Raw genomic sequence first — 25354 nt, 5'->3', positions numbered from 1 at the left:
GCCTGGGAAACGTAGCCTAAGGTTGATTGGATCAGTTCAGCGGAACGACGATTTCGGAACGGCGCGGACGTTGTCCGTCCTTGCCCGGAACGAGCACGACGATGACACAGACCGGCTGGCCGCCGCGCGTCGACTGCGAGGCCTTGGCCAGCGTTCCGCCATTCTGTTCGGCCACCTGTTGGCCGATGGCGTAGCAATCGGACGCCGCAAGTACGATCGGACTGGCCAACTCGGGCGGCGCGATGACCGGCATCGCCATCGCCTGCGACGCGAACAGCCCGGCAGCACAAAGCGCCAGTGTCGCGGTTCGGAAGTGGGAGCGAAGCGTTTTCATGACCGGCGTTGTAACGCATCGGTGCTGAACGTGAAATGAACGGTGAACGCCGCTGAAAACATCCTCGCCACACCCCTGCAACGCGAGACAGTCAATCTGGAATTTCACCGCCTCGAACAGGTGAAATCCCGCGAAAGCCCAGTCTAGACTCCGTTTTGACCATATTGAAAGCGCATCAGGCATTTTCCTGGGTTATCGCGCGAAAACGCAGCAGCCCGTGATGCACGAGCAGATCCTCGTCATGGCGGGCTTCGGCAAATTCCAGCGACAGTCGTGTCTGGCCGCGAGGGCCGATCACCAATGCTGCGTCGGCAAGGCGCGCCTGGATGGCGGCCATGATGGCTAGCGTTTCGGCGTCGCCATGGGCTTTCGACCAGACATGCAGCGTAATCAACTGATCGTCGGTGTTCTCGGCGCCCGTATCCCAGTCAAAAGCGGAGGTATGGCCGCAGGTCACGTACGGAAAAGCGGCATTCTCGGTTGGCCGTTCGAGCAGTCCGGCGCCGCCCAGCAAGGCAGACAGCGATGCATCGCTTTTCAGCCTGAGAAACAGTGCCTGCTGCAAATCGCCTGGCGCGGTCATTTGTCTTTTCCTCTGGTTCCTGCGCTGCCGACTATTGCTTTTCGGAAGCCTGTCCGCGTTCTGCGTGTTTTGACAGATATAGCCATTCGACGCGCGGAGGCGATGGCGATTCGTCATCGCAATGATGGATGCCGATGATCTCGAAAGGGCGACTTTGCCAACACCATCGTCCGCGGGCACCGAGCTGTGAACATGGACTCTCGATTCCTGGTCACATATTCTCGCTCCATACAGCGTCGCATGATGCAATGTTTCCTTGCCGTTTTTGATCCACGAAGCCATTTCGAAAGCTGATGATGCTCGATGCAGAAAAGACCAGGGCTGCGTCGCGGTTGTTGGTAGGCCACCGGGACAAGGGCACCCGTCTCGACGCCATACCTGAGGCGTTGCGCCCACAAACACGGCTCGAAGGTTACGCTATCCAGTCGCACGTCATGGATCGCTCGGTGGCCCCTCTTTTCGGCTGGAAGATTGCCGCCACCAGTCTGGCCGGACAAAGGCACATCAACGTCGACGGCCCGATGGCCGGACGTCTCCTGGCCGAAAAAGCGGTGGAGGTCGGCGGGACCGTTTCCCTGGCGACGAGCAAGATGCGCGTGGCCGAGATCGAGTTCGCTTTCCGCTTCGGCCGCGAGCTGCCGCCTCGTCCGGCACCCTATGAAATCGCCGAGGTGATGGAAGCCGTGGCGACCTTGCACCCGGCGATCGAAATTCCGGACTCACGCTATGACGATTTTTGCGCCGTCGGGGCGCCGCAACTCATTGCGGACAATGCCTGCGCCAATCTGTTTGTCATCGGCGAGGCGGCGGACGACTGGCGAGACGTGGACCTTGCAAAGCACCCCGTGGTCGCCTCCGTTTCCGGAAGGCCGCAACATAGCGGATCGGGAGCAGCCGTGTTGGGCGATCCTCGCATCGCGCTCACCTGGATCGTCAACGAGCTGTCGGGCCTGGGCATAGCGCTCCAACCGGGACAGGTGGTGATTACAGGTACCTGCGTGACGCCGATTGGGGTCGAGGCCGGCGACGAAGTCATTGGCGATTTGGGCAGGTTCGGCAGCGTCTCCGTGCGGTTTGTCTAATAGCCCCCACGCTGCCTGGCCACGAAACTGCGCACCGCCAGCACCAGAACGGTGATGATGATCAGGATCACCGAGAGCGCGGCGATCGCCGGGTCGATGTTGTCGCGCAGGCCCATCCACATCAGCCTGGGCAGCGTGATGGCGTTGACCGAGGTGATGAACAGGGTGACGCCGATTTCTTCCCAGGACAGCACGAAGGAGAGAAGCGCCGCGGTAATGATGCCGAACTTGATGTTGGGCATGATGATGCGGGTGGCGCGCTCCCACACAGTGGCGCCTAAGCCCCGCGCGGCAAGGTCGATGCGGCGGTCGAGCTGGCTGAGCGAGACCAGCATCAGCACCGTGGCGAAGGGCACGGTCATCACCGAATGCGCCATGGCGACGCCAAGCCAGGTGTCGTAGCCGAAGAACGCGCTGAAGCCCGAGATCGAGGTCAGCAGGAAGTAGAGCGTGATCGCCGAGACCACCGGCGGCACCACCATCGGCAGCAGGACGAAGCCGACCAGGGCTGCGGTAAAGCGCGGCTGGAACATCCAGACGCCAAGGCTGAAGCACAGCGCGAGCACGGTTGAAAAGGCGCTGCTGACGACACCGATACGGATCGAGAGCAGGATCGATTGGAGCCAGCGCGGGTCCTCGACCAGCGCCCGGTAGTGGCGCAGCGACAGTTCGCCCGACGGCATAGCCAGCATGCGGCTCGGCGTCAGCGACACCGGGATGACGGCGAGCAGCGGCATCAGCAGGAACAGCGCCACGAAGGCGGCGATGATCAGCGAGACAGGACCGGGGCGGTAGGTCGGCATCAGATCAACTGCTTCGGTCTGACATAGCGGAACAAAAGCGCCATCAGCGCGCCGACGAACAGCACCAGCACGACGCTGATCGCTGCACCCAGACCCCAGTCCGGGCTCTGGAAGATCCTGAGATAGATCAGCTCGGCGATCATGACGCTGCGGCCGCCGCCGAGGATCGCCGGCGTGACGAAGAAGCCGAGCGAGAAGACGAACACGATCATCGCCGCGCCGATGATGCCGGAGCGCGTCATCGGCACGAACACCGTCCAGAAGGTGCGCATGCGGCTGGAACCGAGGCCACGCGCAGCTAAAAGCACGCGGTCGTCGAGGCTGCGCATGGAAGATGCCAGCGGGAAAACGGCGAAAGGAATGAGGAAGTGCGTCATGCCGACGATGACGCCGAATTCGTTGCGCACCAACGCCAACGGTTCGGAAATGAAGCCGATCGCCTGCAACCAGGTGTTGATCAGGCCGCGATTGGAGAGCAGCGCCACCCAGCCGAAAGCACGGGTCAGCACGGAAATCCAGAAGGGGACGAGAATGCAGAACTCGGCGATCAGGCGCTGTGCCGGGGTTCCACGCACCCAGACGACGGTGATGGCGTAGGCAGCTGCCACCGAAACGACAGTGACGACCGCCGCGATGCGCAGCGTGCGGATGAACACCGACTGCACGAGATCGTCGGTGAGCAGCGCCTCATACTGGCCGAGGCCGGGCGTCGGCAGTGTAAAGCTCCATTTGACGACGCCGAGAAACGGCCAGGCATAGGTCAGGACAAGAAACAGGAGCAGCGGCGCCATCAACAGCGCCGCGCCCATCCTGTCGGAGAGATAGGATCTCATTTCGACCCGATTACCCCGCCCCTGATCAGGCCGAGATGATCTTGGTGTATTCGTCGAGCGCCGGCCCATAATTCTTGGCGTACCAGTCCATGTCGAGCGCGATCTGCTTCTTCATGTTCTCGGGATCGACCGGATTGATGCGCTTCTTGTCGGCGGGGATCAGCGCGTCTGCCGCCGGGTTTGCAGGACCTTGGCCGAGCTTGTCGAACATGACCAGCTGCTTTTCAGGGTCCTGGGCACTGGCGATGAACTTCATCGCAGCGTCCTTGCCGCCGGGGTTGCCCTTGAGCACGGCCAGCGCGCCGGGCGAGATCAGGCCCTGGTCCCAGATGAACTTGATCTTGCCGCCCGAATCCTGCTCGATCAGCGAGGCACGGGTCGACCAGACGATCGCCATCGAGGCCTCGCCATTGAGTAGCACGCTCTGGCTTTCGGCGCCGCCGCCCCAATAGGCAACGACGTTTTCCTTGAAGGCGGCGATCTTGTCATGGGCGCGCTTGAGGTCGAGCGGGTAGAGCGACGCAGGCGCGATACCGTCGGCGAGCAGCGCCGCTTCCCAGCTCGACACGCCCCATTTGTAGAGCGAGCGCTTGCCGGGGAATTTCTTCACATCGAAGAAATCGGCCATGCCGGTCGGCGCGTCCTTGCCGTACTTCTCGGAATCATAGGCGATGACATAGGAGAAGAAATAGGTCGAGGCGGCGTATTCCCAACCAAAGCCGGGCCGCATCTTCTTCTTGTCGACGATGTTGTAATCGATCGGCTCGAGAGCCCCTTGGGCGCCGAGCGTGATGGCCGAGAACGGGTCTACGTCGACGAGATCCCAGGTCGGCGCGCCGCTCTTGAACTGTGCGGCGATGGCGCCTTCGGTCGGACCCGAACCGTCCATCTTGACGGTGATGCCGGTGTCCTTGGTGAAGGCCTGGCCATAGGCGGCATCGTAGGCGGTGATGGCATCGCCACCCCAGTTGACCAGCACAAGTTCCTTGGCCTGCGCAAAGGCACCTGTCGAGCGCAGCAGCATCGGCGTGCCGGCCAGCACGAGTGCCGCCAACTGTGTGAACTGCCGGCGCGAGATCTCGCCGCGACCTGCCCTGGCGGACAGGCTATCGATGGCTTGTTTCTTGGTATCATGTGTCATGTCAGTTCCCCTTTTTTGTTGTTGATAGTGCCGGAAAGCGGTCTGCGATGTCTCGCCACACCGCTTGTCATTGTCCTCCATGCGGAAGAAGGAAACCCTTTTCCGCCGGCCAGGTGAGCCAGACGGAGTTACCCTTGCTCAACGCCGCGGCAGCCACCTCGTTCGGCACCGAGACCGTGACCTTGGCGCCTTGCCGCGTTGTCAGGTCGAGCCGCGTTGCAGCACCTAGGTAGGTGGAGTTGGTGGCGGTAGCGGCGATCCCATTCTCACCATCTGCCGCCTCGCCCGATATCGACATGTATTCGGGCCGGATCGCCAGGATGGCGTCGCCGCGCACGAGTTCGGCCTTGCAGCCCATGCTGACCGCGCGGTCTTCGCACAGGCCGGTCGAGCCATTGCCGGCGGGCTTGACCCCCTTTAGCGGCAGCATGTTGATCTCGCCAAGGAACTCGGCGACGAAGCGGTTGTCCGGCCGGTCGTAGACCTCGTCGGGCGCTCCGACCTGCAGCAGCTTGCCATGATTGAAGATGGCGACGCGCGACGACAGCGCCAGCGCCTCGCTCTGGTCGTGGGTGACGAAGACGAAGGTGGTGCCGGTCTCCTGGTGCAGCCGCTTCATTTCGGCCTGCATCTGGCCGCGCAGGCCCTTGTCGAGCGCGGAAAACGGCTCATCGAGCAACAGCACGCCCGGTTCGAACACCAGCGCACGGGCCAGCGCCACGCGCTGCTGCTGGCCGCCCGACAGTTGCGCCGGCAGTTTCTTCTCGTGGCCCTTGAGGCCGACGCGCTCGATCATCTCGCCGACACGGCGCTTGATGTCGGCGGCCGATTTCTTGCGGACCTTGAGTGGGAAGGCGATGTTGGCTTCTACGCTCATATGCGGGAACAGCGCGTAGCCCTGGAACACCATGCCGGCGGCGCGTTGCTCTGCCGGCCGGTCGGTGATGTCGACGCCGTCGCTGAGCAGCTTGCCCTCGGTCGGCTGCACGAAGCCGGCAAGGATCATCAGGAAGGTGGTCTTGCCCGAACCGGACGGCCCGAGCAGGGTCAGGAACTCGCCACGGCCGATATCGAGCGACAGATTGTCCAGCGCACGGAACGAGCCGAAGCTCTTGCCGATCCCGATTGCCTTGATCTCTGCGGCACGGCCGGGTTGCTGCATACTGCCCTTTCCCTAACGCTTTTCGAAATCGTAGGCAGGGTGCCGGCTCACCGCAACCGAATAGTTTTCGCCTGATCGGCAAATTCCATTCATCTATGGCGAGATGTCGCCACCTGCACTCAATACGGCAGGATGCGGTTCTCCTGGAGTTTCGACCGCAGCCATCCTGCGAACGCTTCCAGCACCGGATGCGAAGCCTTGGCGTGTTCGGAGACCAGGAAATAGGAACGCGGCGACTTGATCGCGATGTCGAACGGCCTGACCAGCCGGCCCTCGCTCAGCGCCCGCCGGCTGGTCAGTTCGTCGCCCATGGCGATGCCCTGCCCGGCAATCGCCGCCGAGAAGACGAGGTTCATGTCCGAAAAGAAGATGCCGCCCTCAATGTCGGGGTTTTCCACCTTGGACAACGCCAGCCAGCGCGCCCAATCCTCGGTGTCATCGAGATGCAGCAGGTTGGCGCGCAGCACGTCCGACGGCCGGGAAAAGCCGCCGATCTTGTTGAGCAGCGTCGGGCTGCAGAGCGGCGTGAACGAGATTTCGCAGAGCGGTTCGACCGCCCGGTTCGGCCAATTGCCGACACCGAACGCAATGAAGGCATCGGCGTCGGCGTTGCTGACATCGTCGAGCCGGCGCGGCGTCAGGATGCGCAGCGCCACGTCGGGATACATCTGCCGGAACTCGCCGATATGGGTGCACAAGAACAGCGAGGCGAAGCCGGGCGTGCAACTGACGGCGAACGAGCCGCCGACGCCGGTGCCGGCATCACGCGTCACCGCATCGCCCAGAACGGTCAGCGCCTTGCGCACGTCGCTGGCATAGCGCTGGCCGCGCGGCGTCAGCGCCACGCCCTTGCCGATGCGTTCGAGCAGGTCGAAGCCGAGGTCGCGCTCCAGCAGGCGAAGCTGATGGCTAACAGCGCTGCGGGTCAGGTGCAACTCGTCGGCGGCGCGCCAGACGCTGCCGTGGCGGGCGAAGCTGTCGAGCGCGCGCAGCGCTTGTGTCGATGGTATACGCAAGGAGCCTCAGGTGAACCGAATTTGCACGAACCGGGAAAACATATCACTTTTTAGCGAACCGCTTCACTGCTTTCTTCTCATGCCATGGAGAAACCGGTGGCCACCTCGGCGCAAGCAACCGCCCTTGCCTGTCTCGACGGCATCCAGCCGTTGTTGTCCGCGTGGACACGCACCATCTTCGATTACGGCGAGACCGCGTGGCGGGAGTATCAATCCGCCGCCTGGTATGTCGAGCGACTGAAACTCGAAGGCTTTTCCGTCGAAGAAAGTTCCGGCGGCATGCCGACCGCCTTCTGCGCGCATTGGACCAACGGCCCCGGCCCGACCATCGGCATGTACGCCGAATACGACGCGGTGCCGGGCAATTGCCAGGATGCCGCTACGGTCGAGCGTCCGCGCCGGGGACTTGGCAACCAGGCCGGCGGCCACACCGACCCGCATTCCGGGCTGGGCATTTCGAGCCTCGGCGGGCTGCTGGCGACCAAGGCGGCGATGCAGCGCCACGGCATATCAGGCACGCTGCGCTTCACCGGCGAGCCGGCGGAAAAGGTGCGCGGGTCAAAGCCGATCCATGCCGCCAAGGGCTATTATGACGGCCTTGCCGGCATGATCTCCTTTCACCCGTTCTACATGCTGCCGCTCTGCAACACGGCGCGCTGGGACACACATTGCGGCGCGGCCTACGCGATGGTCTATCGCTTCATCTGCGACCAACCGGAGCGCTGGGCGCTGGCTGCGGGTGCTGCACCCATTCCGCAAGCACATTCGGCGGCGCGCGCCCCCGGCGCCAACGACGCATTGTTGATGATGTACATGGCCTCCAAGGCTCTGCGCGATTCCATGCTGCCGCATCAGGGCGGCTGGTCGATCAGCGAAGCGATCCTGACGGCGGGACAAGCAACCGCCGACAATTTGCCGGCGGGGCTGGCCGAGATCCAGTACATGATCCGCGTGCCGACGCTTGCCATGGCCGAGCAGGTCACCGCGGTGCTCGACCGCAATGCCGAGGCGGCGGCAGCGATGAGTGGTTGCCGCACCGAGCGGCATTGGGTGTCGAAGTCACGGCCGGGACTTACCAATCATGTAATGGCCGAAATCGCCTATGAAGCACTGTCGACGGTCGGGCCGCCGCGCTGGGACGAGGACGCCAAGGCAGTCGCGCGCGAAATACAGGTCAATGCCGGGCGCATGGCGAGCGACGAGCCGTTCATCGAAGAGTTGGAGCGCTTGATCGAGCCGCAGGCGGCGGAAGCGATCCTGCGCCGCGACCTGCCGCCCTCGCAAGTCAACTCGACCTCCGACGATTACACCGACATGTCGTGGCATGCGCCGACGGCGCGCTTCTATGTCGCCCGCCCGGCGCTGCGTTCGGAGACCGGCTATCCCTATCCGTCATGGGTGATGAATGCGTTGGGCGGTATTCCCGCCACCATCGACCCGATGGTGGCCTGCGCCTCCCGCACGATCGCGCTCGCCGCCCTTCGCCTGCTCGAGGACAAAACCGCCCGCGATGCGGCGATGAATGAATTCGTCGCCCGCACCGGCGGCGGCATAGGCGGCTCGAACTGGATCGCGCCGCTCTGCGACTACGAGCCGCCGATTGGATTTCGTTGGCCTGAATATGTCACCACCCCACGCGGACGCGACTGGTGGATACCGAGCAATTAGACACCCTCACGAGGAGCACCCCATGACCGTTCATGACCGCATTGTCGCCGAGCCGTTTTCGCTGCAGCGCCGCAACCCGGCCGGCGGCACCAAGCCGCTGACCGCCTGGGGCTTCGCCAACGAGACCGACGTGCTGACCGACGTCCTGCTCGGTTCGCCCAATTTCCTGCGCCATCTGTCGACCAGCTCGCTGTCGCGAAAGCATCTGCGCGAGGCACCCTGCAACGTCCAGATCGCCCAGGCGCAGCACAAGGACCTGGTCGCCGCCTACGAGCATTTCGGCGTCAACATCCACTGGCACGAGCCGACGCCTGAGCTGCCGATGCAGGTCTATTCCCGCGATTCCAGCGTCATGACGCCCTACGGCGCCTTCATCACCGCCATGGCCAACTGGTGGCGGCGCGGCGAGAACTATGCCGCGATCCGCACCTACGAAAAGCTCGGCATCCCGATCTACGACATGGTCACCGCAGGCACGTTCGAGGGCGGTGACTTCAACGTCATCGAGGATGGCGTCGTGCTGATCGGCTGCGGCGGCGCGCGTACGCAGGAGGAAGGTGCTCGCCAGGTGCAGGCCTGGTTCGATAGGGAAGGTTGGGAAACCCGCATCGCCTTCATCGACGAGTATTATGTTCATATCGACCTGATGGTGGTGCCGATCGCCGAAAAACTGACCGCTGTCTGCCTCGCCTGCACCGAACCCGGCATTGTCGACTGGTTGAAGGGCAAGGGCCACGAGATCATCGACGTGCCGTTCCAGGATACGATGGCCCTCGGCTGCAACTTCATGTCGCTGGGCAGGGACCGGGTGATCGCGCCGACCTCCAGCCAGGCGCTGATCGGTCAGCTCAAGGCGCGCGGCTTCGAGGTCGCGGCCGTCGACATGAGCGAGATCTCGAAGACCGGCGGCGGCATCCACTGCATGGCGCAGGCGCTGAAGCGCGAACCGGCCTGAGGAGTGGGATAGCGCTACGCTGCTTCGCTCACATTCGTCAGCATGATCGGCATCCGGGCGGCCGAGGGTGCAAGGTCGCGCGCGCAAAACGGCTGAGATCGCCGGCTGGCGGCACCGTGTGCCCCGCTTGCGAGTCGCAACGCTGCCCGATGCGAAACTTGCGCGATAACTAATATAAGCGCACAGTAAAAAACGTCTTTTGGGAGAGGACAGCTCATCTGCAAATCGGGAGGAAACCATGAACACCATGAGCCTCACCACGCTTGAACGCGGCAAAACGACAGTCGACGCCGCAGCCCTGGAAGCGTTTTCGGCACAATTGCGCGGCAAAATGCTGAGCGAAGGCGATGCCGCGTATGACGAAGCACGGACCGTCTGGAATGCCACGGTCGACCGGCTGCCCGGGCTGATCGTGTGCTGCGTCGGAGCTTCCGATGTCATCAGTGCCGTGAATTTCGCCAGGGAGAACAGGCTTCTCGTCTCGGTGCGCGGCGGCGGCCACAACATTGCCGGAAGTGCGGTCTGCGATGGTGGCCTGATGATTGATCTGTCATTGATGAAATCGGTGCGGGTCGATGTCGCTGCGCGGCGGGCATGGGTCGGGCCTGGCGCGACGCTTGCCGATGTCGACAAGGAAACGCAGGCCTTCGGGCTGGTGGTACCGACCGGCATCAACTCGACCACCGGCATATCCGGCCTGACGCTGGGTGGCGGCTTCGGCTGGATCACCCGCAAATTCGGCCTGACCATCGACAATCTTGCCTCCGTCGATGTGGTCACCGCCGATGGCAAACTGCTCCGGGCCAGCCATGCCGAAAATCCGGACTTGTTCTGGGCGCTGCGCGGCGGCGGCGGCAATTTCGGCGTCGTCACGGCATTCGAGTTCGAACTCCATGAGTTTGGACCGCAAGTGCTGGCGGGGCTTGTCGTCCATCCCTTCGCCGATGCCGAAAAGGTGCTGCGGGAGTATCGCAAGGCGCTCGAGACCGCACCTGACGAGTTGACCTGCTGGGTGGTCATGCGGCAGGCGCCGCCGCTGCCCTTCCTGCCCGCGGAGTGGCATGGCAAGGAGGTTCTGGTGCTGGCCATGTGCTATTGCGGCGACATCGAGGCAGGCGAAAAGGCGACGCAAAAACTTCGAGCCATCGGCACGCCGATTGCCGATGTCGTGGGCCCCAGCCCGTTCACCGGCTGGCAGCAGGCATTCGACCCACTGCTCACGCCCGGCGCCCGCAACTACTGGAAGAGCCATGACTTCACCGAGTTTTCCGAGGAGGCGGCTGCGGTCGTCAGGGGGGCAATAGCCAGGCTGCCGGGACCCGAATGCGAGATATTTATCGGCCATGTCGGCGGCGCGGCAGGTCGCGTCAAGGCGGACGCAACGGCGTTCCCACAGCGCAGTTCGCATTTCGTCATGAACGTTCACGCCCGCTGGCGCGAACCGACGATGGACAAGGCTTGCACCGACTGGGCTCGTTCAATCTACGAGGCGGCCAAGCCTTATGCCGCCGGCACCGCCTATGTGAACTTCATGCCGGAGGACGAGGTCGACCGGGTCGAAGCGGCCTATGGTGGCAACCATCGACGGCTTCTGGAAATCAAGCAGCGCTACGACCCATTGAACCTGTTCCGCATGAACCAGAATTTGCGCCCGAAAGAAAGCTTGCGAGCCGCATGAGGCGCGCCGTGCTGCAGTGATAAAAAGCTCACGCCTCCGCTGGAGGCGCGGGCACATGCTGTAGGCGCCGGGCTGTATTCTCGGGCCGGCCCGTCAGCAACAAACCCAATACTGTGTCTTCGCCGCCCTTGTGAGTGCTGGAAAAATGGAGGAATAGTCTCCCGGAATGCATCGCCCTGAAATTGCCGGTTTGCGGTTCTCAGGTCGTGCAATTGCTAGCCGGATATCGAATGGCCAGTCCCGAACCGCGCAAGAGAAGAGGTCCGATCGCCGCCCGGCTGCTGGCGCTCGACGCGTGGATCGATTCCTCGCTCTACGAGATCGGCTTCAAGGCGCGCCAGTTCTGGGAATCGGCGACGATCTTCTCGCGGCGCTTCCGCGTCAACGGCTGGCGCCGTGGCATCATCGAACTGCTGAGCGAAGGTTTCACGCTCGGCGCCGTCGGCATCGTGGTGATGCTGGCGCTGGCCATTCCGGCTTTCCAGGACACTGCCGGCGACTGGCGCGCCCAGGGCGACTTCGCCGTCACGTTCCTCGACCGCTATGGCAACGAGATCGGCCAGCGCGGCATCATCCAGCGCGATTCCGTGCCGGTCGACGAGATGCCCGATCACGTCATCAAGGCGGTGCTTGCCACCGAGGACCGTCGCTTCTTCGATCACTACGGCATCGATGTGCTCGGCCTTTCGCGCGCCATCTTCGAGAATGTGCGGGCGAACTCCGTCGTCCAGGGCGGCTCGAGCATCACCCAGCAATTGGCCAAGAACCTGTTCCTCACCAATGAGCGCACGCTGGAGCGCAAGATCAAGGAAGCCTTCCTGTCGCTGTGGCTCGAGGCCAATCTGTCGAAGAAGGAGATCCTGCAGCTCTATCTCGACCGCGCCTATATGGGCGGCGGCACGTTCGGCATCGAGGCGGCCGCCGACTTCTATTTCGGCAAGAGCGTCAAGGACCTGAACCTCGCCGAGGCGGCGATGCTGGCCGGCCTGTTCAAGGCGCCGACCAAATATGCGCCGCACATCAACCTGCCGGCGGCGCGCGCGCGCGCCAACGTGGTGCTGTCCAACCTTGTCGATGCCGGCTTCATGACCGAAGGCCAGGTCCTGCAGGCCAGGCTGCATCCGGCCGATGTCGTCGACCGCGGCGAACAGAAAAGCCCTGACTATTACCTCGACTGGGCATTCGACGAGGTCAAGAAGATCGCCAAGCCGGGCCAGCACTCGCTCGTCGCCCACACCACCTTCGACGCCAACATCCAGAAGGCGGCGGAAGAATCGGTGGAGTTCCACCTGCGCCAGTTCGGCAAGGAGTATAACGTCACCGAGGGCGCGGTCGTGGTCATCGAGACCAACGGCGCCGTGCGCGCCATCGTCGGCGGCCGCGACTACGGCGCCAGCCAGTTCAACCGCGCCACCAAGGCGCTGCGCCAGACCGGCTCGTCATTCAAGCCCTATGTCTACGCAACGGCGATGGAACACGGCTTCACTCCCAACTCCATTATTTCCGGCGGCCCGATCAGTTGGGGCAGCTGGTCACCGCACAATTACAACGGCGGATCGGCGGGCAACGTCACCCTGATCATGGCAATGGCGAAATCGATCAACACCGTGCCGGTGCGGCTGGCCAAGGATCATCTCGGCATTGGCCCGATCAAGGCCATGGCCGAGGCGATGGGTGTGGAATCGCCGATCGAAGCACACAAGACGATGGTTCTCGGCACCTCGGGCATGACCGTGATGGACCAGGCGACGGGCTACAGCGTGTTCGCCGACAATGGCTTCGTCGGCTCCCGGCACGGCGTCAGCCAGCTCGTCACCCGCACCGGCGAGGTGGTCTATGATTTCGCCAAGGATGCGCCGCCGCCGCACCGGGTGCTGTCGGAGCAGGCACTGAAATCGATGAACACCATGCTGGCGGCAGTGCCGGTGATGGGCACCGCGCGGCGGGCTCAACTTCCCAACATCGTCGTCGCCGGCAAGACGGGCACGACGCAATCCTACCGCGACGCCTGGTTTGTCGGCTTCACCGGCAACTACACGGCGGCGGTGTGGATGGGCAATGACGACTTCACGCCGACCAAGAACATGACCGGCGGCTCGCTGCCGGCGATGGTGTGGCAGCGACTGATGGTCTACGCGCACCAGAATATCGACCTCAAGCCGATCCCCGGCATCGACAAACCTTTCGTCGACGAGGAGATAGCGGCCAAGGCCGAGGAAGCGCTGAAGAAGAGCGACGAACAGGCGGCGGCCAATGCGGCGGCCGAGCGGCCGCCGGTGCTGTCCAGCCGCACGACCCAGACGCTGCGGGACATGACCACGCTGTTCCAGTCGGCCCCCGTCCTCAGTACGCCGCAACCGCCGGAGACGCTGTCGGCGCTGTGATCTTTCCGACTGGGCAGGTCTTTCAACTGGTCCGGGGCGGCAAATCCATCGGCCCGCTTGCCACAAGGCCCCGCGCCGCGATATCCCCGAGCGGCAACTCTTCGTGTTCCCGGCCCCTCATGCTCAAGAATGCCTTCCTGACGCTGCTTTCGCTTGCCATAGCCATCGTCGGCGGTGGCGGCAGCGTCTGGTATGCGCTGAAAGTCCAGGATGGTGTCGGCGCCATCAGGATCGGCCAATGGACGGCCTTTCCCGATATCGGCACGCCGGCCGCCGATCCCTATTCCAAAGCCCGCGTGGCGCGCGAGGGTGTGCTTGCGCTCGGCCGCGCCGAGGGGCTGTCCTTCGTCGCCGAGCGCGACACGGGCGGCGCCGAGCTCAAGCGCGAATGCACCTACACAATCGAGGGTGGTTTCCCGACGGCACGGTTCTGGACGCTTTATGCCGCCGACCAGTCGCTCGGCGTGGTCGAAACCGGCAAACCCCGGCTGGCGGCGCTGCAATCCTACGGGGTGGTGCGCCAGCCCGACAATTCGGTGATCATTTCCGCCGGCCATCACCCGATGCCGGGCAATTGGCTGCTGACAGACGGCTCCGGCAGGATGTATTTCGTGCTGACCTTCTACGACACCCCGATCGCCAGCAGCACCGGCCTGTCGGACGTCTCGCTGCCGCATATCGTCAAGGTCGGCTGCAATGCGTAGTTTTTACGCTGCGATGCGCGGACTTCTGCATGCCGTCCTGCTCGGCCTGCTCGGCGCCGGCATCGTTCACATCGCCGTGCTGCTGCTGGTGCCCGAGTTTTCCGAACGCGATGCCTGGTCGCGGTTGTCCATGGCGTCGGATCTATACAAGATGACGCGGCTCGATGCCGAGGCCGGTGGGGCGCCCGTGGTGAAATCCGTCGACCCGCTGTTTTACGCGACGGCCTGCCGGTTCGATCTGGGCGAAGGCATGGTCCGCGTCAAGGCACCTGGACATGTCCCGTTCTGGTCGGTCTCGGTCTATGACCGCAGCGGCCACAACATCTATTCCTTCAACGACCACACAGCGACCGGCGGCGTTCTGGATGCCGTCGTGCTGACGCCGGCGCAGATGATCGACGTGCGCAAGGATCTTCCAGAGGATCTTCAGGGGGCGATCTTCGTCGAAGCGCCGATCGAGGAAGGCATCTTCGTCATCCGCGCCTTCGTGCCCGACAGCAGCTGGAAGCCGATCGTGTCGCACTTCTTCGAACAGAGTTCCTGCGAGTTGCAGGACTTCTAAAGCGTGTCGCGTCTGAACGGATTCAGACGACCCGCTTTAGATCTTTGTTTATGCATGTCGTTATCCCAAAACCGAAGTCATTTTTGCGAGACATGCACTAGACATGATCCCGGACGAAAGGTCCGTGGCCGCCGAAACTCAGTGGTGCGGGACCGGTTTTGTTCCTGGCGAGCCCGGCTTGTCGGGATCGACCGGCCGCACTTCGCCGGCACATGGCCGCTCGTAGCGGATGCCGGGAAAGATGATTACAGCCGCCGGCATTTCGACGGTTTGCTTTACTCTGGTGTTTGGTGCCGTACGCGGCACGAAAGACAGTACCATGCCCATGGTTCGCGCATTCCTCTCGGTTTCCCCGGAGCACAACGCAACGCCTCCAAATGTCATTAAGGCCGGCAGAGGGTTAACGGAACGCTAACGGATCGCCGCTAACTTGATCTTTGTTCTTGGCGCTCGCGAAACCGGCACAGTCCCGGTCGAGCGCGGCCAAGCTTGTGTCGAGTACGGGCGTATCCTTCGTGTCATCTTCGGACTTCAGGCAAATCGCGGTGCGAAAAGACTCGGGAAAGGCCGAAAGGCTGTTCCGCGCCGCAGTGTCGGCGTTTTGCTCGCTCACCCGCCCTTCACGCCGTGAGATTGGCCAACTCGAAGACCTGACGCTGCCGCTGTTCGACAATGTGTCCGTCGAATCTCGCCGTTACGTGGCGGCCGCCCTTTCCGAATGCGAATACGCCCCCGCCGCCCTGGTGCGCCGCCTTTGCGAGGAACCGGTCGACATTGCCGCGCCGCTGCTCATCCGCTCACGCGCCGTCAGCGACATCGATCTCATCGCCCTGATCGGGCGACATGGCCTGCCGCATGCGCGTGCCATCGCGCGCCGCAAGAGCTTGAACCCGACCATTGCTGATCTGATCAGGGCCCTCGAGAGGCCAACCCTGGTGCGTGCGCCGGACCCGGATGCGAACGCCGCTGCAGCAGACAAGATCGCGCCAGCGAGCGCGGAAACCGCCTCCGGCGAGCTGGCCCGGGAACAGGCGCTCGGCATCGCAGCCGAGAATGCACGGCGCAGGCTGCGCTCGATGATGCGCACGGGCGACGAGGCGGCAGCGACGAACGCCGATCCTTTCAAGAGCGCCGACACCTATGTGAAATTGCGCGAGACAGCTCTGACGGGAAATGCCGCGTTCTTCCAGACCGCGCTCGCCGATGCACTCGATATCGATTTCGAGATCGCGCGATCGCTCACCGCCAACCAGAATTACGCCTCGCTGCTTGCCGCCTTGCGCTCGCTCGACCTCAGCGAAGACAGGGCCTTCCTGATCACGGTTGCCGTCTATCCCGGCCAGTTCCCGCATCCGCAGGCTATCCGGACTTTCCTCGACCGCTACCGGCTGCTGCATCGCGAGGCGGCCCAGGACAAGATGCGGTCGTGGCGGGCGGAAACCCTTTCAAGGGCGGTTCGCGGCGCAGCACCTGCCAACAGCGATACACGCACCGCCTCAAACAGCGACGATGCGGCTGATACCTCCGGCCTCAGGGCGTCTTCACGGAAATAAGCTCCTCGACGGGCACGGTGCCGGCCTCGATCTCGACCACCCAGATGTCGGGATCGAACTTTTTCTCCCTTTCCAGCCTGGCGTCGAGCACCGCGGCATCCTCGCCGGCTCCGAGCAGAGTGAAAAACCGGTCGTCGGGCTTGGCCGAATCATAGCTTGTCTGCGGCGCCGGGCCGAACAGGGCAACCTCGCCCAGCCTGCCCCGCGCCAGGACGAAGACAGCGCCGGCCTCGGTCGCGCCGCGCTTGACCACGGCGGCAAATCCGCCGGCGCCGAAAACCCGGCGCAACAGGGCCGAGACCCACAGATCCGATGTGACACGCATGAGAAAACTCCGCGAATGCATGTCGCCCAAAAGGTGGGTCCCGGTTTTGGAACAACGGCATGCATGAGAACAAGGCAGGCGGGTTCTCTAAAGTAGTTTGCCGTTTCAAGGAAACGGCAAACTACTTTAGCCCTTGTTTGACGCGATTCCGGACGGAAAACCGTTTCACACTTTTCCTGGAATTGCTTTGTCGATATTTCCCCCGCTGGGCGAGCCGTCGTTTCAGCCGTCAGTTGGTCAGGCCGATCTCGCGCATCTTGACGTAGACGATCTCATCGGGCTCGCCGGTCTGCGGCAGCCCGAACAGCGACTGGAATTCCTTGATCGCTGCCTTGGTGCGCGCGCCGACGACACCATCCAGCTGCATGTCGTCATTGCCGAACGCCTTGAGCCCGGCCTGGATCTTGACGATGCGGGCATCAGGCGCTTGCGTCGCGGCATTCGCCTGTCCGGAATTTGTCTGTCCCGAACCTGTCTGCAAAGACACCGGAACGGCGGCCGGCGTATCCGGACGCGGCTGCGGCCTGGGTACCACGGAAGCGGTTTTCGGCGTCGCGCCCAGTTGATCGAGCAGAAGCGCGTCGATCTCGCCGGACGTGTTGAGCCCAACCTTCTGCTGATAGTCCTGGATAGCCTTGCGGGTGTTGGGTCCGGAAATGCCGTCGACCGTTCCCGAATAGAAATCGAGATCCTTCAATATGCCTTGCACCTGCTCGACAACCGGATCGCCCTTGATCGGCGCCGGCGCGCCGGATGGCCGCACGATGTTGAACGTCGTTTCCGGCTCGTCGGGCGCCGCGTGCGGAAAGCCCGCAATGCTGCGGGTCGCGAAGAATGCGCCGGCATGCGGGAAAGGCTGGTACCACAAGGCATTTGCGGAGACGTAGAACAGCGTCACCAAGAATGCCGTCGAGCCGCCCACCAGGACAGGGTTGCGCGAGATCATGCCGCCGACGGCGACAGCGCCGTCCTGAAAGGCGTTGCTGCGGCGCTTGACCGCCTTAGCCTGTTTTGCGGAGCGAGCCATTTCTGTCCCCTTTCGCCATCGCCACAGGCATGGTCAGCACGCCGGCCTTCTCCGCCTGATGTCCCTTCGGTCCGTTCACCGGCAGGCTGATGGTCACCGTGGTGCCCTCGCCCGGCGTGCTTTCGATGGACATCGTGCCTTCGTGCAGCGCCACCAGGCCCTTGACCAGTGAAAGGCCAAGACCAGTCCCCTCGAAACGGCGGGTATAGTCGTTCTGGATCTGCATGAAGGGCTTGCCGAGATTGGCGAAATCCTCCTCGGCGATGCCGATGCCGGTGTCCCTGACCCAGAAATGCAGGCGCGAACCGATCCGCTTGGCACCGACGACGACGTCGCCGCCGTCGGGGGTGAACTTGATCGCGTTGGAGACCAGGTTGATGAGCATCTGCTGCACGGCGCGCTGATCGGCATTGATGTCGCCGGCGTCCGGCGCGATCTGCGCCCGCAGATCGATGTTCTTGGCCTGCGCCTGCAGTTGCATCATCGACTGGCACATGTCGACCGCTTCCGCGAACCGGAACGGCTCGGGTTCGGTCGCGTAAACGCCCGATTCAATCCTGGACACGTCGAGTATCGAGGTTACGACGGCGAGCAGATGCTGGCCCGAATCCCGTACCAAGCCGACATATTCCTTCTGGCGCGGATCCTTGAAGGCGCCGAACATCTCGTGCAGCAGCATATCCGAGAAGCCGATGATGGCATTCAACGGCGTGCGCAGTTCGTGGCTGACCACCGCCAGGAAGCGCCCCTTCGCCACCTCGGCGGATGCGGCCGCCTCATTGGCCGCCGCGAGATCCTCGCGCAACCGGCTGATCTCGTCATTCTCGCGCAGGACGAGCGTAAAGACGCCACCCTGTTCCTCACCACGCACCAGATCAAGCGAGAACGGCCGGTAATTGTCGGCCGTCAGGCTATTGCCGTTCTGAGGCAGCCGGATGCGCAATTCGAGCCGGCGCGACAGCGCACCGTCGCGCATGTCGGCCATCGCGCTGAGATAGGAAACGCGATCCGACAGATGGACGCGATCGAAGAGGCCGTTTCCGGACAGCAGTTCGGGCGGCAGTTTCAAAAGCGTGCGGGCCTTTGGCGACGCGTCCAGTACCTCGCCATGACGGGCAACGCGCAAGACCACCGCATCGATGATGTCTTCGAGCCGGTCGGCAGTGTCGACCACAGCCGCGTCGGCGGTGTTTTGAAACGCCGATGCACGCGGCATCAGTGTCAGCGCCCACACCAACGGCACCAGCCAGTGCCACGCCGCGATCTGCGCTCCTGCGAAAGGAAATACGGTTCCAGCCAAAGGCTGAGCCAGGATGGCGACAGCGGCCGACACGGCTCCCCACAGTGCTGCACGTCGCGAGCCGCCGATCCACCAGGCTTCGAAAGGCAGCGCCAAGACAAGCATGGCGACAGGCGAACCCAACCCGCCCGCGGCGGCAATGAGACTGCCGAGCGAAATGCCGGCCAGCACCAGGGCGACCCGACTCGCCATCGCCATCTTGCCGGTCGCCGCCACCAGCAAGGCGACGAACCAGCACAGGCCAAAGGCGGCGAAGATGGCGGCCATGGTGACGGCAACGCCCATGCCTGAAGTGACCAGCGTGACCGCGGCGCCGGCGGCAAAGAAAGGAGCGGCGAGCATGACGCCGATGAAACGGCGCTGGCGCTCGCGGTCGCTCCGCCCAAGGATGGACGGATGGACCATACGTTCGCAACCGGCAGAAATCGCGCCAGGCAATTCAACGTATCTGGCCTTGATTGAACTCAACTCAACGCACTCGCACTTGTCGTGGACAGCTCTGCTTTGCAGATGGTTCTGGTTGGCTTTGAAACTCGCATCCAGCGTTTAAGGAATGGATAAGGCAGGGCCGACCAAGGCCCTGGCCTGCGGCAAATATCGGGATGCCGGCCGCCGAAAGCACGGGCAAATGCAGCCATAGTAAACGGAGAGTTATCCGGCGACGGCACCTATCGGACAGACGCACACGGCACCCGGACTTCCACATTCCAAGAAAAATACAGGAAAATCATGGGGATATATGGTTATTTGTTGTTAAGGAAAATCACTGGCAATTGAGACAAAACGATTGCAGAACGCTTCGTCTCGAATTTGCCTAAAATTTGAGGAAAATTCTCTCTTTGCCTGCAAGCCGTCCTTTGCGCCTGTGTGCCAAGATCCTGCCTACAAAAGAGGTCATGCCATATGGATGCATGATCCGGTCACGACGAGAGGGCAAGGGCATGGTCTTCCTCATAAGAATGGCTTTCTGGTTTTCGCTGGTGCTGCTGGCGCTGCCGCTGACTGTCGGCCCCGATGAATCGGGCCGCGAAAGCGTCGGGCCGATCCAGGCCTTGTTTGCGGCACGCGAAGCGGTTGGCGATATCGCCGGCATTTGCGAACGCAAGCCCGATGTCTGCGAGACCGGCAAGTCGGCAATGCACACCATCACCGCCCGCGCCAAGGAGACCGCCAAGATCGCGGCAGCGATAATGGACGACAAGTCCGCCGCCAGCCCCGACACATCCACGATGACCGGCAGCCTGCCCGAAGAAATCGTCTTGCCCGAGACCGTCAACCTGCCGCCTCAGAATTAAGCCGTTTCGACGGCGCACCGCGGGCTGTCTGCCCTCTCGACGCCCGCGGTGTCCTTGTTTTTTCCGTGACGCGGCGCCGCCGCGTGACTATATCCGGGCCATGACCACCACGATCCAGACGATCCGCGACGATTTTTCGTTCCTCGAGGAATGGGAAGACCGCTATCGCTATGTCATCGAACTCGGCGAGGCGCTGCCGCCATTTCCCGACGAGCAGCGCAGCGCCGCCAACAAGGTGCCGGGATGCGTGAGCCAGGTCTGGCTGACCACCGAACGCGGAGCCGGGACCGACCCGATCGTCACCTTCACCGGCGATTCGGACGCTCACATCGTGCGTGGACTGGTTGCGATCATGCTGGCGCTGTTTTCCGGCAGGACCGCCAGCGAAATCCAGCAGACCGATGCGGAAGCGACATTGAAAGAACTCGGCCTCGACGAACATCTGTCGCCGCAGCGCGCCAACGGCCTTCGCTCGATGGTCAAGCGCATCAAGCGCGACGCCGAGGCAGCGCTCAAGCAGACCGCCTGACACCTCCATACCCGATCCGCGCGTCGCGGCGCGCAAAAATCAAACGGCGCCCGAAGGCGCCGTTGATGTCGATCCGATCTGGCTTATTTTAACGCAATTCCCAAGGGAAAGCTCTATGCGCTTTCCCGGGAAAACCGTTTCACATTTTTCCTGGAATTGCTCTGGCAGCGATTACCGCGCTTTGCGCTTGCGGCCGAGGCCCATCTTCTTGGCAAGCTGTGACCGGGCAGCCGCATAGTTGGGTGCAACCATCGGATAGGTCGGGTCAAGGTTCCACTTTTCGCGATACTGATCCGGTGTCAGGTCATAGTGGGTCATCAAATGACGCTTCAGCGACTTGAACTTCTTGCCGTCTTCAAGGCAGACGATGTAGTCGTCATGAACCGACCGCTTCGGGTTGACCGCCGGCTTCTGCTTGTCGGCAGGCGGCTGTTCGGCGGTTCCGCCCACACGCCCGAGCGCAGCATGGACATCGGATATCAGGTTCGGCAATTCGCCGACCGGCACGGGATTGTTGCTGACATAGGCGGCCACCACATCGGCGGTCAATTCGATCAGCGCATCGCTGTTTCTGGAAGGTGTTTCGACAATATCCATGGTCTTCGGGCCCCAACAAGAGTTACATCGATCTGCGCCCTTTTTTACAAGCAGGGCATCGCACGAATTTTGTGCAGGTAGAGTTTCTACGATTCGTGTCGCGGGCACATCAATGAGCGCGCAGACCAAGTAAGTCAATTCGGCCCTTGCGCTATATTGAACGATATTGATCAATTATTCCACGATCAGCTTCAATCTTTCGTGCATTGTGTAATTTATCGATATTTCGCGCTCCCGCCGGCGGCGGCTGACGTAACGTCAGATCGCCGTTACATTCGTGGCAACTCACGACACGGGTTTTAATGTTTGATCTTGCTTGGCTATCGCCCGAGCAATATTGGTTGTTCACATTTATCCACAAAACCGTAGGTTGCCGTGGTCATACGCAAGCAATCATGCATGCCTGTCATCCAACCGATCGGCTGATTGCTGCCGCGTCAATCAATGCGGGGTGATGTATTTGCCATAGGCCCAGCCGGTGATGAAATTGCCGTTCTGGGCCGGATCATGCCAGACTTCGCACCAGCGATAGCGAATCTTCTGTTCCTGTTTCCATGCCGGCTGGTTGGCGATGTCGAGCAGGTTTATTCCGCCGGTGCATCGCCCGGTCATCTGCAGAACGGTCCCGTTCGGATATCCCGCCTGCTTCTGGGATGTGCCCGAAGGGTATTTGCGTACATTGAGCGTATCGCCGAACGGCACATTGGCCACTTGCCAAGCCGCGAATACGGTCGCATGAGACTGGCCGGCAAAGGCCAGAGTTAGTGAAGCAACGGCGAAAGCCGCAGCAGTCCGAGACCAAATAGTCATCATCTCTCCTCCCGGCTCATCTCCTGGAGCCGACACAACCCATACGCTGTGGCTCTTGAACCTGCCCTGAGCGGCGTGTTCATTCGCCGTTCAAGATATTCTCCATTTGAGATGGTCCATTCAAGATACTGGCCTATTCAAGATACTGGCCCATTCAAGATACTGGCAAAGCGAGACGCAATGACCAAGACATCCATATTTCCGATCGTCAGCCCGCCTACGCCCGAGAAGCGGCCGGTTTCCGACACGCATCACGGCATCACGCGAACCGACGACTATGCCTGGCTGCGGGCCGGCAACTGGCAGGAGATGTTCCGCGACCCGTCATTGCTCGATGCGGGAATCCGCGCAGAACTCGAGGCGGAGAACGCGTACCAGTCGAAGCTGATGGCCGACACGGCCGAACTGCAGAAGCAGCTTTTCAAGGAGATGAAGGGCCGTATCAAGGAAGACGATTCTTCCGTGCCGATGAAGGACGGACCCTATGCCTATGGCTCGTCCTTCAAGCTTGGTGGCGAGCAGCCGCGCTATTTCCGCATGCCACGCGACGGCGGCGCCGAGCATATCCTGCTCGATGGCGACGCGGAGGCCGCGGGCAAGGCCTATTTCCGTCTTGGCGGCGTCGACCATTCGGCCGACCACGCAAGGCTGCTTTGGGCATTCGACGACAAGGGCTCCGAATTCTACACGCTTCGCGTGCGTGACCTTGCCGACGGCAGGGAGCTTGCGGACCAGATCCCCGACACCGGCGGTTCAGGTGTCTGGAACGCTGGCAATGACGGCTTCTTCTATACACGTCTCGATCCCAACCACCGCCCGTCGAAGGTGCTGTTCCATGCGCTTGGCGACAGCCCGCAAAGCGACCGGCTGATCTATGAGGAAACCGATCCCGGCTTCTTCATGAATGTCGACGGCACCCGCAACAACGAGTGGATCATGATCGGCATCAACGATCACGAGACCTCGGAATACCGCCTGATGCGCGCCGACGATCCGTTTGCCGAGCCGAAACTGGTGTCGCCGCGCGAGATTGGCCTTCAGTACGAGTTGGAAGAAGGCGGCGATATCTTCTTCATCCTGACCAATGCCGACGGCGCCAAGGACTTCAAGATCATGACGGCACCGGCGGGCGATCCCGTGCGCGCCAACTGGCAGGAACTGGTGCCGCATGAGCCCGGTCGGCTGATCCTGTCGGTGATCGGCTTCAGGGACCACATGGTCCGGCTCGAACGCAAGGAAGGCCTGCCGCGCATCGTCGTGCGCGACCGGATCAGCGGCGAGGAGCATCTTCTGTCCCTCGACGAGGAGGCCTTCTCGCTCGGACTGTCGGGTTCTTATGAGTACGACACCGAGATCATGCGCTTTTCCTACTCGTCGATGACGACGCCGGCGCAGGTGTTCGACTACAATATGCGCACCCGCGAGCGGGTGCTGCTGAAGACCCAGGAAGTGCCGTCCGGCCATGATGCGGACCACTATGTCACGCGGCGCCTGATGGCGCCGGCCAGCGACGGCGAACTGGTGCCGATCTCGCTTTTGCATCATCGCGACACGCCGCTGGATGGATCCGCACCTTGCCTGCTTTATGGCTACGGCTCCTATGGCATCACCGTGCCGGCCGCCTTCAACACCAACTGGTTCTCGCTGGTCGACCGTGGCTTCGTCTTCGCCATCGCTCACGTTCGCGGCGGCAAGGACAAGGGCTATGGCTGGTACGATGAGGGCAAGCGGGAGAACAAGATGAACACGTTCACCGATTTCATCGCCGTCGCGCGCCATCTGGTCACGGAGCGTTACACGGCGCATGACCGTATCGTCGCGCAGGGCGGTTCGGCCGGCGGCATGCTGATGGGTGCCGTCGCCAACATGGCGCCGGATTGTTTTGGCGGCATTGTCGCCGAGGTTCCCTTCGTCGATGTCCTCACCACCATGCTCGATGCGACCCTGCCGCTGACGCCGCCGGAATGGCCCGAATGGGGCAATCCGATCGCGTCCGCCGACGACTACCGGACCATTGCCGCCTACTCGCCCTATGACAATGTCGCTGATCACGACTATCCGCCGATCCTGGCGCTCGCCGGTCTCACCGATCCGCGCGTCACCTATTGGGAACCGGCCAAATGGGTGGCCCGGCTGCGCGACCGCAAGAGCGGGGACAATCCGGTTCTGTTCAAGATCAACATGGATTCCGGCCATGCCGGCGCTTCCGGCCGGTTTTCGCGGCTGGAAGAGATCGCCTACACCTATTCCTTCGCGCTGAAAGTGATGGGCAAGGCGCAGCCTACGGGAGCAACCAACAAATGATCGACCTCACCACCCTGATCGCCTACATCGCGGTTGTGCTCGGCTTCGTCTTCATTCCAGGCCCCGCCACCCTGCTGACGATCGCCCGGGCAACGAGTTCCGGAACCAAGGTCGGCATCGCGACGGGCGCCGGGATCGCTGCCGGCGATGTCTTTCACACCGTCATGGCGATGATCGGCATATCGGCGGTCATCGCCGCGTCGGCGACGCTGTTCAGCGTCATAAAGTACATCGGCGCGGCCTACCTGATCTATCTCGGCATTCGCGCGATCATGGAGAAAACACCGGCCAATCCGGCTGCCGGCGCGCTTGCGATCTCTGCCGGCAAGGCGTTTCGACAGGCTGTCCTGACCGAAGTGCTCAACCCCAAGACCGCTCTGTTTTTCCTCGCCTTCCTGCCTCAGTTCGTGCGGCCTGAAAACGGGACGGTGATGCTTCAGATGACCGTGTTGGGGGCCATCTTCGTCGCACTGGGCCTTTTCAGCACGGTCGTCTTTGCCGTGAGCGCTGGCCGGCTCGGCACGTTCCTGCGCCGAAATCCGTCAGTGTTACGATGGCAGGGCAAAGTTGTCGGCGGCATCTACTGCGCTTTGGGCGTCCGTCTGGCGCTGCAGCAACGCTGACTCCAGACGATGATCGACGCGCCCTTTCCGGAGGGCTGGGTGATCAGGACTTTTTGAAGTTCCCGTTGCTCATTTTCACTCGCAAT

The 25354-nt window shown here is 62.4% G+C and carries 25 protein-coding genes; 12 read left to right on the top strand and 13 right to left on the bottom strand.

Annotated features, from left to right (window positions below; translation table 11 throughout):
* Window positions 1-31 precede the first annotated feature (31 nt).
* Entirely contained in the window at window positions 32-334 is a 303-nt protein-coding gene (locus NKH95_RS04325; RefSeq protein WP_127257297.1) for a hypothetical protein, read from the bottom strand.
* A 175-nt stretch (window positions 335-509) separates the two neighbouring features.
* Window positions 510-1199 carry a DUF3168 domain-containing protein gene (locus tag NKH95_RS04320; RefSeq protein ID WP_352891119.1) on the bottom strand — a complete coding sequence of 230 codons (690 nt, stop codon included), beginning with the start codon at window positions 1197-1199 and terminating at the stop codon, window positions 510-512.
* A 14-nt stretch (window positions 1200-1213) separates the two neighbouring features.
* Between NKH95_RS04320 and NKH95_RS04315 the strand changes: the two genes are divergently transcribed.
* A complete protein-coding gene (locus tag NKH95_RS04315) occupies window positions 1214-1999 on the top strand; it encodes a 2-keto-4-pentenoate hydratase (RefSeq protein ID WP_352891141.1) in 786 nt (261 codons plus the stop codon).
* On the opposite strand, the gene NKH95_RS04310 is transcribed toward NKH95_RS04315, so the two are convergent.
* The 5 genes from NKH95_RS04310 to NKH95_RS04290 form a co-directional block, all read right to left on the bottom strand.
* Window positions 1996-2802, bottom strand: a complete 807-nt coding sequence (locus NKH95_RS04310; protein ID WP_023812805.1) for an ABC transporter permease — start codon at window positions 2800-2802, stop codon at window positions 1996-1998. The genes NKH95_RS04315 and NKH95_RS04310 overlap by 4 nt on opposite strands.
* Entirely contained in the window at window positions 2802-3635 is an 834-nt protein-coding gene (locus NKH95_RS04305; RefSeq protein ID WP_128302996.1) for an ABC transporter permease, read from the bottom strand. The genes NKH95_RS04310 and NKH95_RS04305 overlap by 1 nt, the downstream gene beginning before the upstream one ends.
* A gap of 25 nt (window positions 3636-3660) precedes the next feature.
* A complete protein-coding gene (locus NKH95_RS04300) occupies window positions 3661-4776 on the bottom strand; it encodes an ABC transporter substrate-binding protein (protein WP_128302995.1) in 1116 nt (371 codons plus the stop codon).
* 67 nt (window positions 4777-4843) lie between these two features.
* Window positions 4844-5938, bottom strand: a complete 1095-nt coding sequence (locus tag NKH95_RS04295) for an ABC transporter ATP-binding protein (RefSeq protein ID WP_128302994.1) — start codon at window positions 5936-5938, stop codon at window positions 4844-4846.
* 119 nt (window positions 5939-6057) lie between these two features.
* Complete coding sequence (locus NKH95_RS04290; protein WP_023812801.1) at window positions 6058-6954, bottom strand: LysR substrate-binding domain-containing protein; 897 nt, start codon at window positions 6952-6954, stop codon at window positions 6058-6060.
* A gap of 84 nt (window positions 6955-7038) precedes the next feature.
* Here NKH95_RS04290 and NKH95_RS04285 point away from each other — a divergent pair, with 84 nt between their 5' ends.
* The 6 genes from NKH95_RS04285 to NKH95_RS04260 all read left to right on the top strand — a co-directional run bounded on the left by NKH95_RS04285 (window position 7039) and on the right by NKH95_RS04260 (window position 14905).
* Entirely contained in the window at window positions 7039-8622 is a 1584-nt protein-coding gene (locus tag NKH95_RS04285; protein WP_352441302.1) for a zinc-binding metallopeptidase family protein, read from the top strand.
* 22 nt (window positions 8623-8644) lie between these two features.
* Entirely contained in the window at window positions 8645-9577 is a 933-nt protein-coding gene (locus tag NKH95_RS04280) for a dimethylarginine dimethylaminohydrolase family protein (RefSeq protein ID WP_128302992.1), read from the top strand.
* 238 nt (window positions 9578-9815) lie between these two features.
* Window positions 9816-11255: an FAD-binding oxidoreductase gene (locus tag NKH95_RS04275; RefSeq protein ID WP_352441303.1), complete on the top strand. Its 1440-nt coding sequence runs from the start codon at window positions 9816-9818 to the stop codon at window positions 11253-11255.
* 230 nt (window positions 11256-11485) lie between these two features.
* Window positions 11486-13639 carry a transglycosylase domain-containing protein gene (locus tag NKH95_RS04270; protein ID WP_023812797.1) on the top strand — a complete coding sequence of 718 codons (2154 nt, stop codon included), beginning with the start codon at window positions 11486-11488 and terminating at the stop codon, window positions 13637-13639.
* Between the two features lie 119 nt (window positions 13640-13758).
* On the top strand, window positions 13759-14343 hold the full coding sequence (locus tag NKH95_RS04265) for a DUF1214 domain-containing protein (protein WP_352795220.1): 585 nt from the start codon (window positions 13759-13761) through the stop codon (window positions 14341-14343).
* Entirely contained in the window at window positions 14336-14905 is a 570-nt protein-coding gene (locus NKH95_RS04260) for a DUF1254 domain-containing protein (protein ID WP_128302988.1), read from the top strand. The genes NKH95_RS04265 and NKH95_RS04260 overlap by 8 nt, the downstream gene beginning before the upstream one ends.
* Window positions 14906-15043: 138 nt before the next feature.
* Here NKH95_RS04260 and NKH95_RS04255 read toward each other — a convergent pair whose 3' ends face one another.
* Window positions 15044-15166 (bottom strand): hypothetical protein, encoded by a 123-nt coding sequence (locus tag NKH95_RS04255; protein ID WP_352678651.1) that lies wholly within the window; start codon window positions 15164-15166, stop codon window positions 15044-15046.
* Window positions 15167-15420: 254 nt separating this feature from the next.
* Here NKH95_RS04255 and NKH95_RS04250 point away from each other — a divergent pair, with 254 nt between their 5' ends.
* The gene (locus tag NKH95_RS04250; RefSeq protein WP_352891118.1) at window positions 15421-16458 is read left to right on the top strand and encodes a hypothetical protein; all 1038 of its coding nucleotides are present in this window, start codon (window positions 15421-15423) and stop codon (window positions 16456-16458) included.
* Here the strand turns inward: NKH95_RS04250 and NKH95_RS04245 are convergent.
* The 3 genes from NKH95_RS04245 to NKH95_RS04235 form a co-directional block, all read right to left on the bottom strand.
* Entirely contained in the window at window positions 16436-16783 is a 348-nt protein-coding gene (locus NKH95_RS04245) for a DUF1491 family protein (RefSeq protein ID WP_127292524.1), read from the bottom strand. The genes NKH95_RS04250 and NKH95_RS04245 overlap by 23 nt on opposite strands.
* 229 nt (window positions 16784-17012) lie before the next feature.
* Window positions 17013-17810 (bottom strand): peptidoglycan-binding domain-containing protein, encoded by a 798-nt coding sequence (locus NKH95_RS04240; RefSeq protein WP_023812791.1) that lies wholly within the window; start codon window positions 17808-17810, stop codon window positions 17013-17015.
* Window positions 17785-19515 (bottom strand): ATP-binding protein, encoded by a 1731-nt coding sequence (locus NKH95_RS04235; protein WP_352891117.1) that lies wholly within the window; start codon window positions 19513-19515, stop codon window positions 17785-17787. Before NKH95_RS04235 ends, NKH95_RS04240 begins: the two co-directional genes overlap by 26 nt.
* Window positions 19516-20051: 536 nt before the next feature.
* Here NKH95_RS04235 and NKH95_RS04230 point away from each other — a divergent pair.
* Both NKH95_RS04230 and NKH95_RS04225 read left to right on the top strand, forming a co-directional pair.
* A complete protein-coding gene (locus NKH95_RS04230; RefSeq protein WP_023812789.1) occupies window positions 20052-20405 on the top strand; it encodes a DUF5330 domain-containing protein in 354 nt (117 codons plus the stop codon).
* Between the two features lie 100 nt (window positions 20406-20505).
* On the top strand, window positions 20506-20934 hold the full coding sequence (locus tag NKH95_RS04225; protein WP_352550684.1) for a SufE family protein: 429 nt from the start codon (window positions 20506-20508) through the stop codon (window positions 20932-20934).
* A gap of 171 nt (window positions 20935-21105) precedes the next feature.
* Here the strand turns inward: NKH95_RS04225 and NKH95_RS04220 are convergent, their stop codons facing one another.
* On the bottom strand, window positions 21106-21531 hold the full coding sequence (locus tag NKH95_RS04220) for a Ros/MucR family transcriptional regulator (RefSeq protein ID WP_013532660.1): 426 nt from the start codon (window positions 21529-21531) through the stop codon (window positions 21106-21108).
* 441 nt (window positions 21532-21972) lie between these two features.
* On the bottom strand, window positions 21973-22341 hold the full coding sequence (locus tag NKH95_RS04215; RefSeq protein ID WP_023812787.1) for an SH3 domain-containing protein: 369 nt from the start codon (window positions 22339-22341) through the stop codon (window positions 21973-21975).
* Window positions 22342-22521: 180 nt separating this feature from the next.
* On the opposite strand from NKH95_RS04215, the gene NKH95_RS04210 reads away from it, so the two are divergent.
* Window positions 22522-24645, top strand: a complete 2124-nt coding sequence (locus tag NKH95_RS04210; RefSeq protein ID WP_352609869.1) for a S9 family peptidase — start codon at window positions 22522-22524, stop codon at window positions 24643-24645.
* A complete protein-coding gene (locus NKH95_RS04205) occupies window positions 24642-25268 on the top strand; it encodes a LysE family translocator (RefSeq protein WP_352891116.1) in 627 nt (208 codons plus the stop codon). The genes NKH95_RS04210 and NKH95_RS04205 overlap by 4 nt, the downstream gene beginning before the upstream one ends.
* The last annotated feature ends 86 nt before the right edge of the window (window positions 25269-25354 follow it).

It is taken from the genome of Mesorhizobium sp. M0848 (genome assembly GCF_040319805.1).
Taxonomy (GTDB): domain Bacteria; phylum Pseudomonadota; class Alphaproteobacteria; order Rhizobiales; family Rhizobiaceae; genus Mesorhizobium.
Note: the sequence above shows the minus strand (reverse complement) of the source record. Positions and strands in the feature narration are given on the sequence as shown.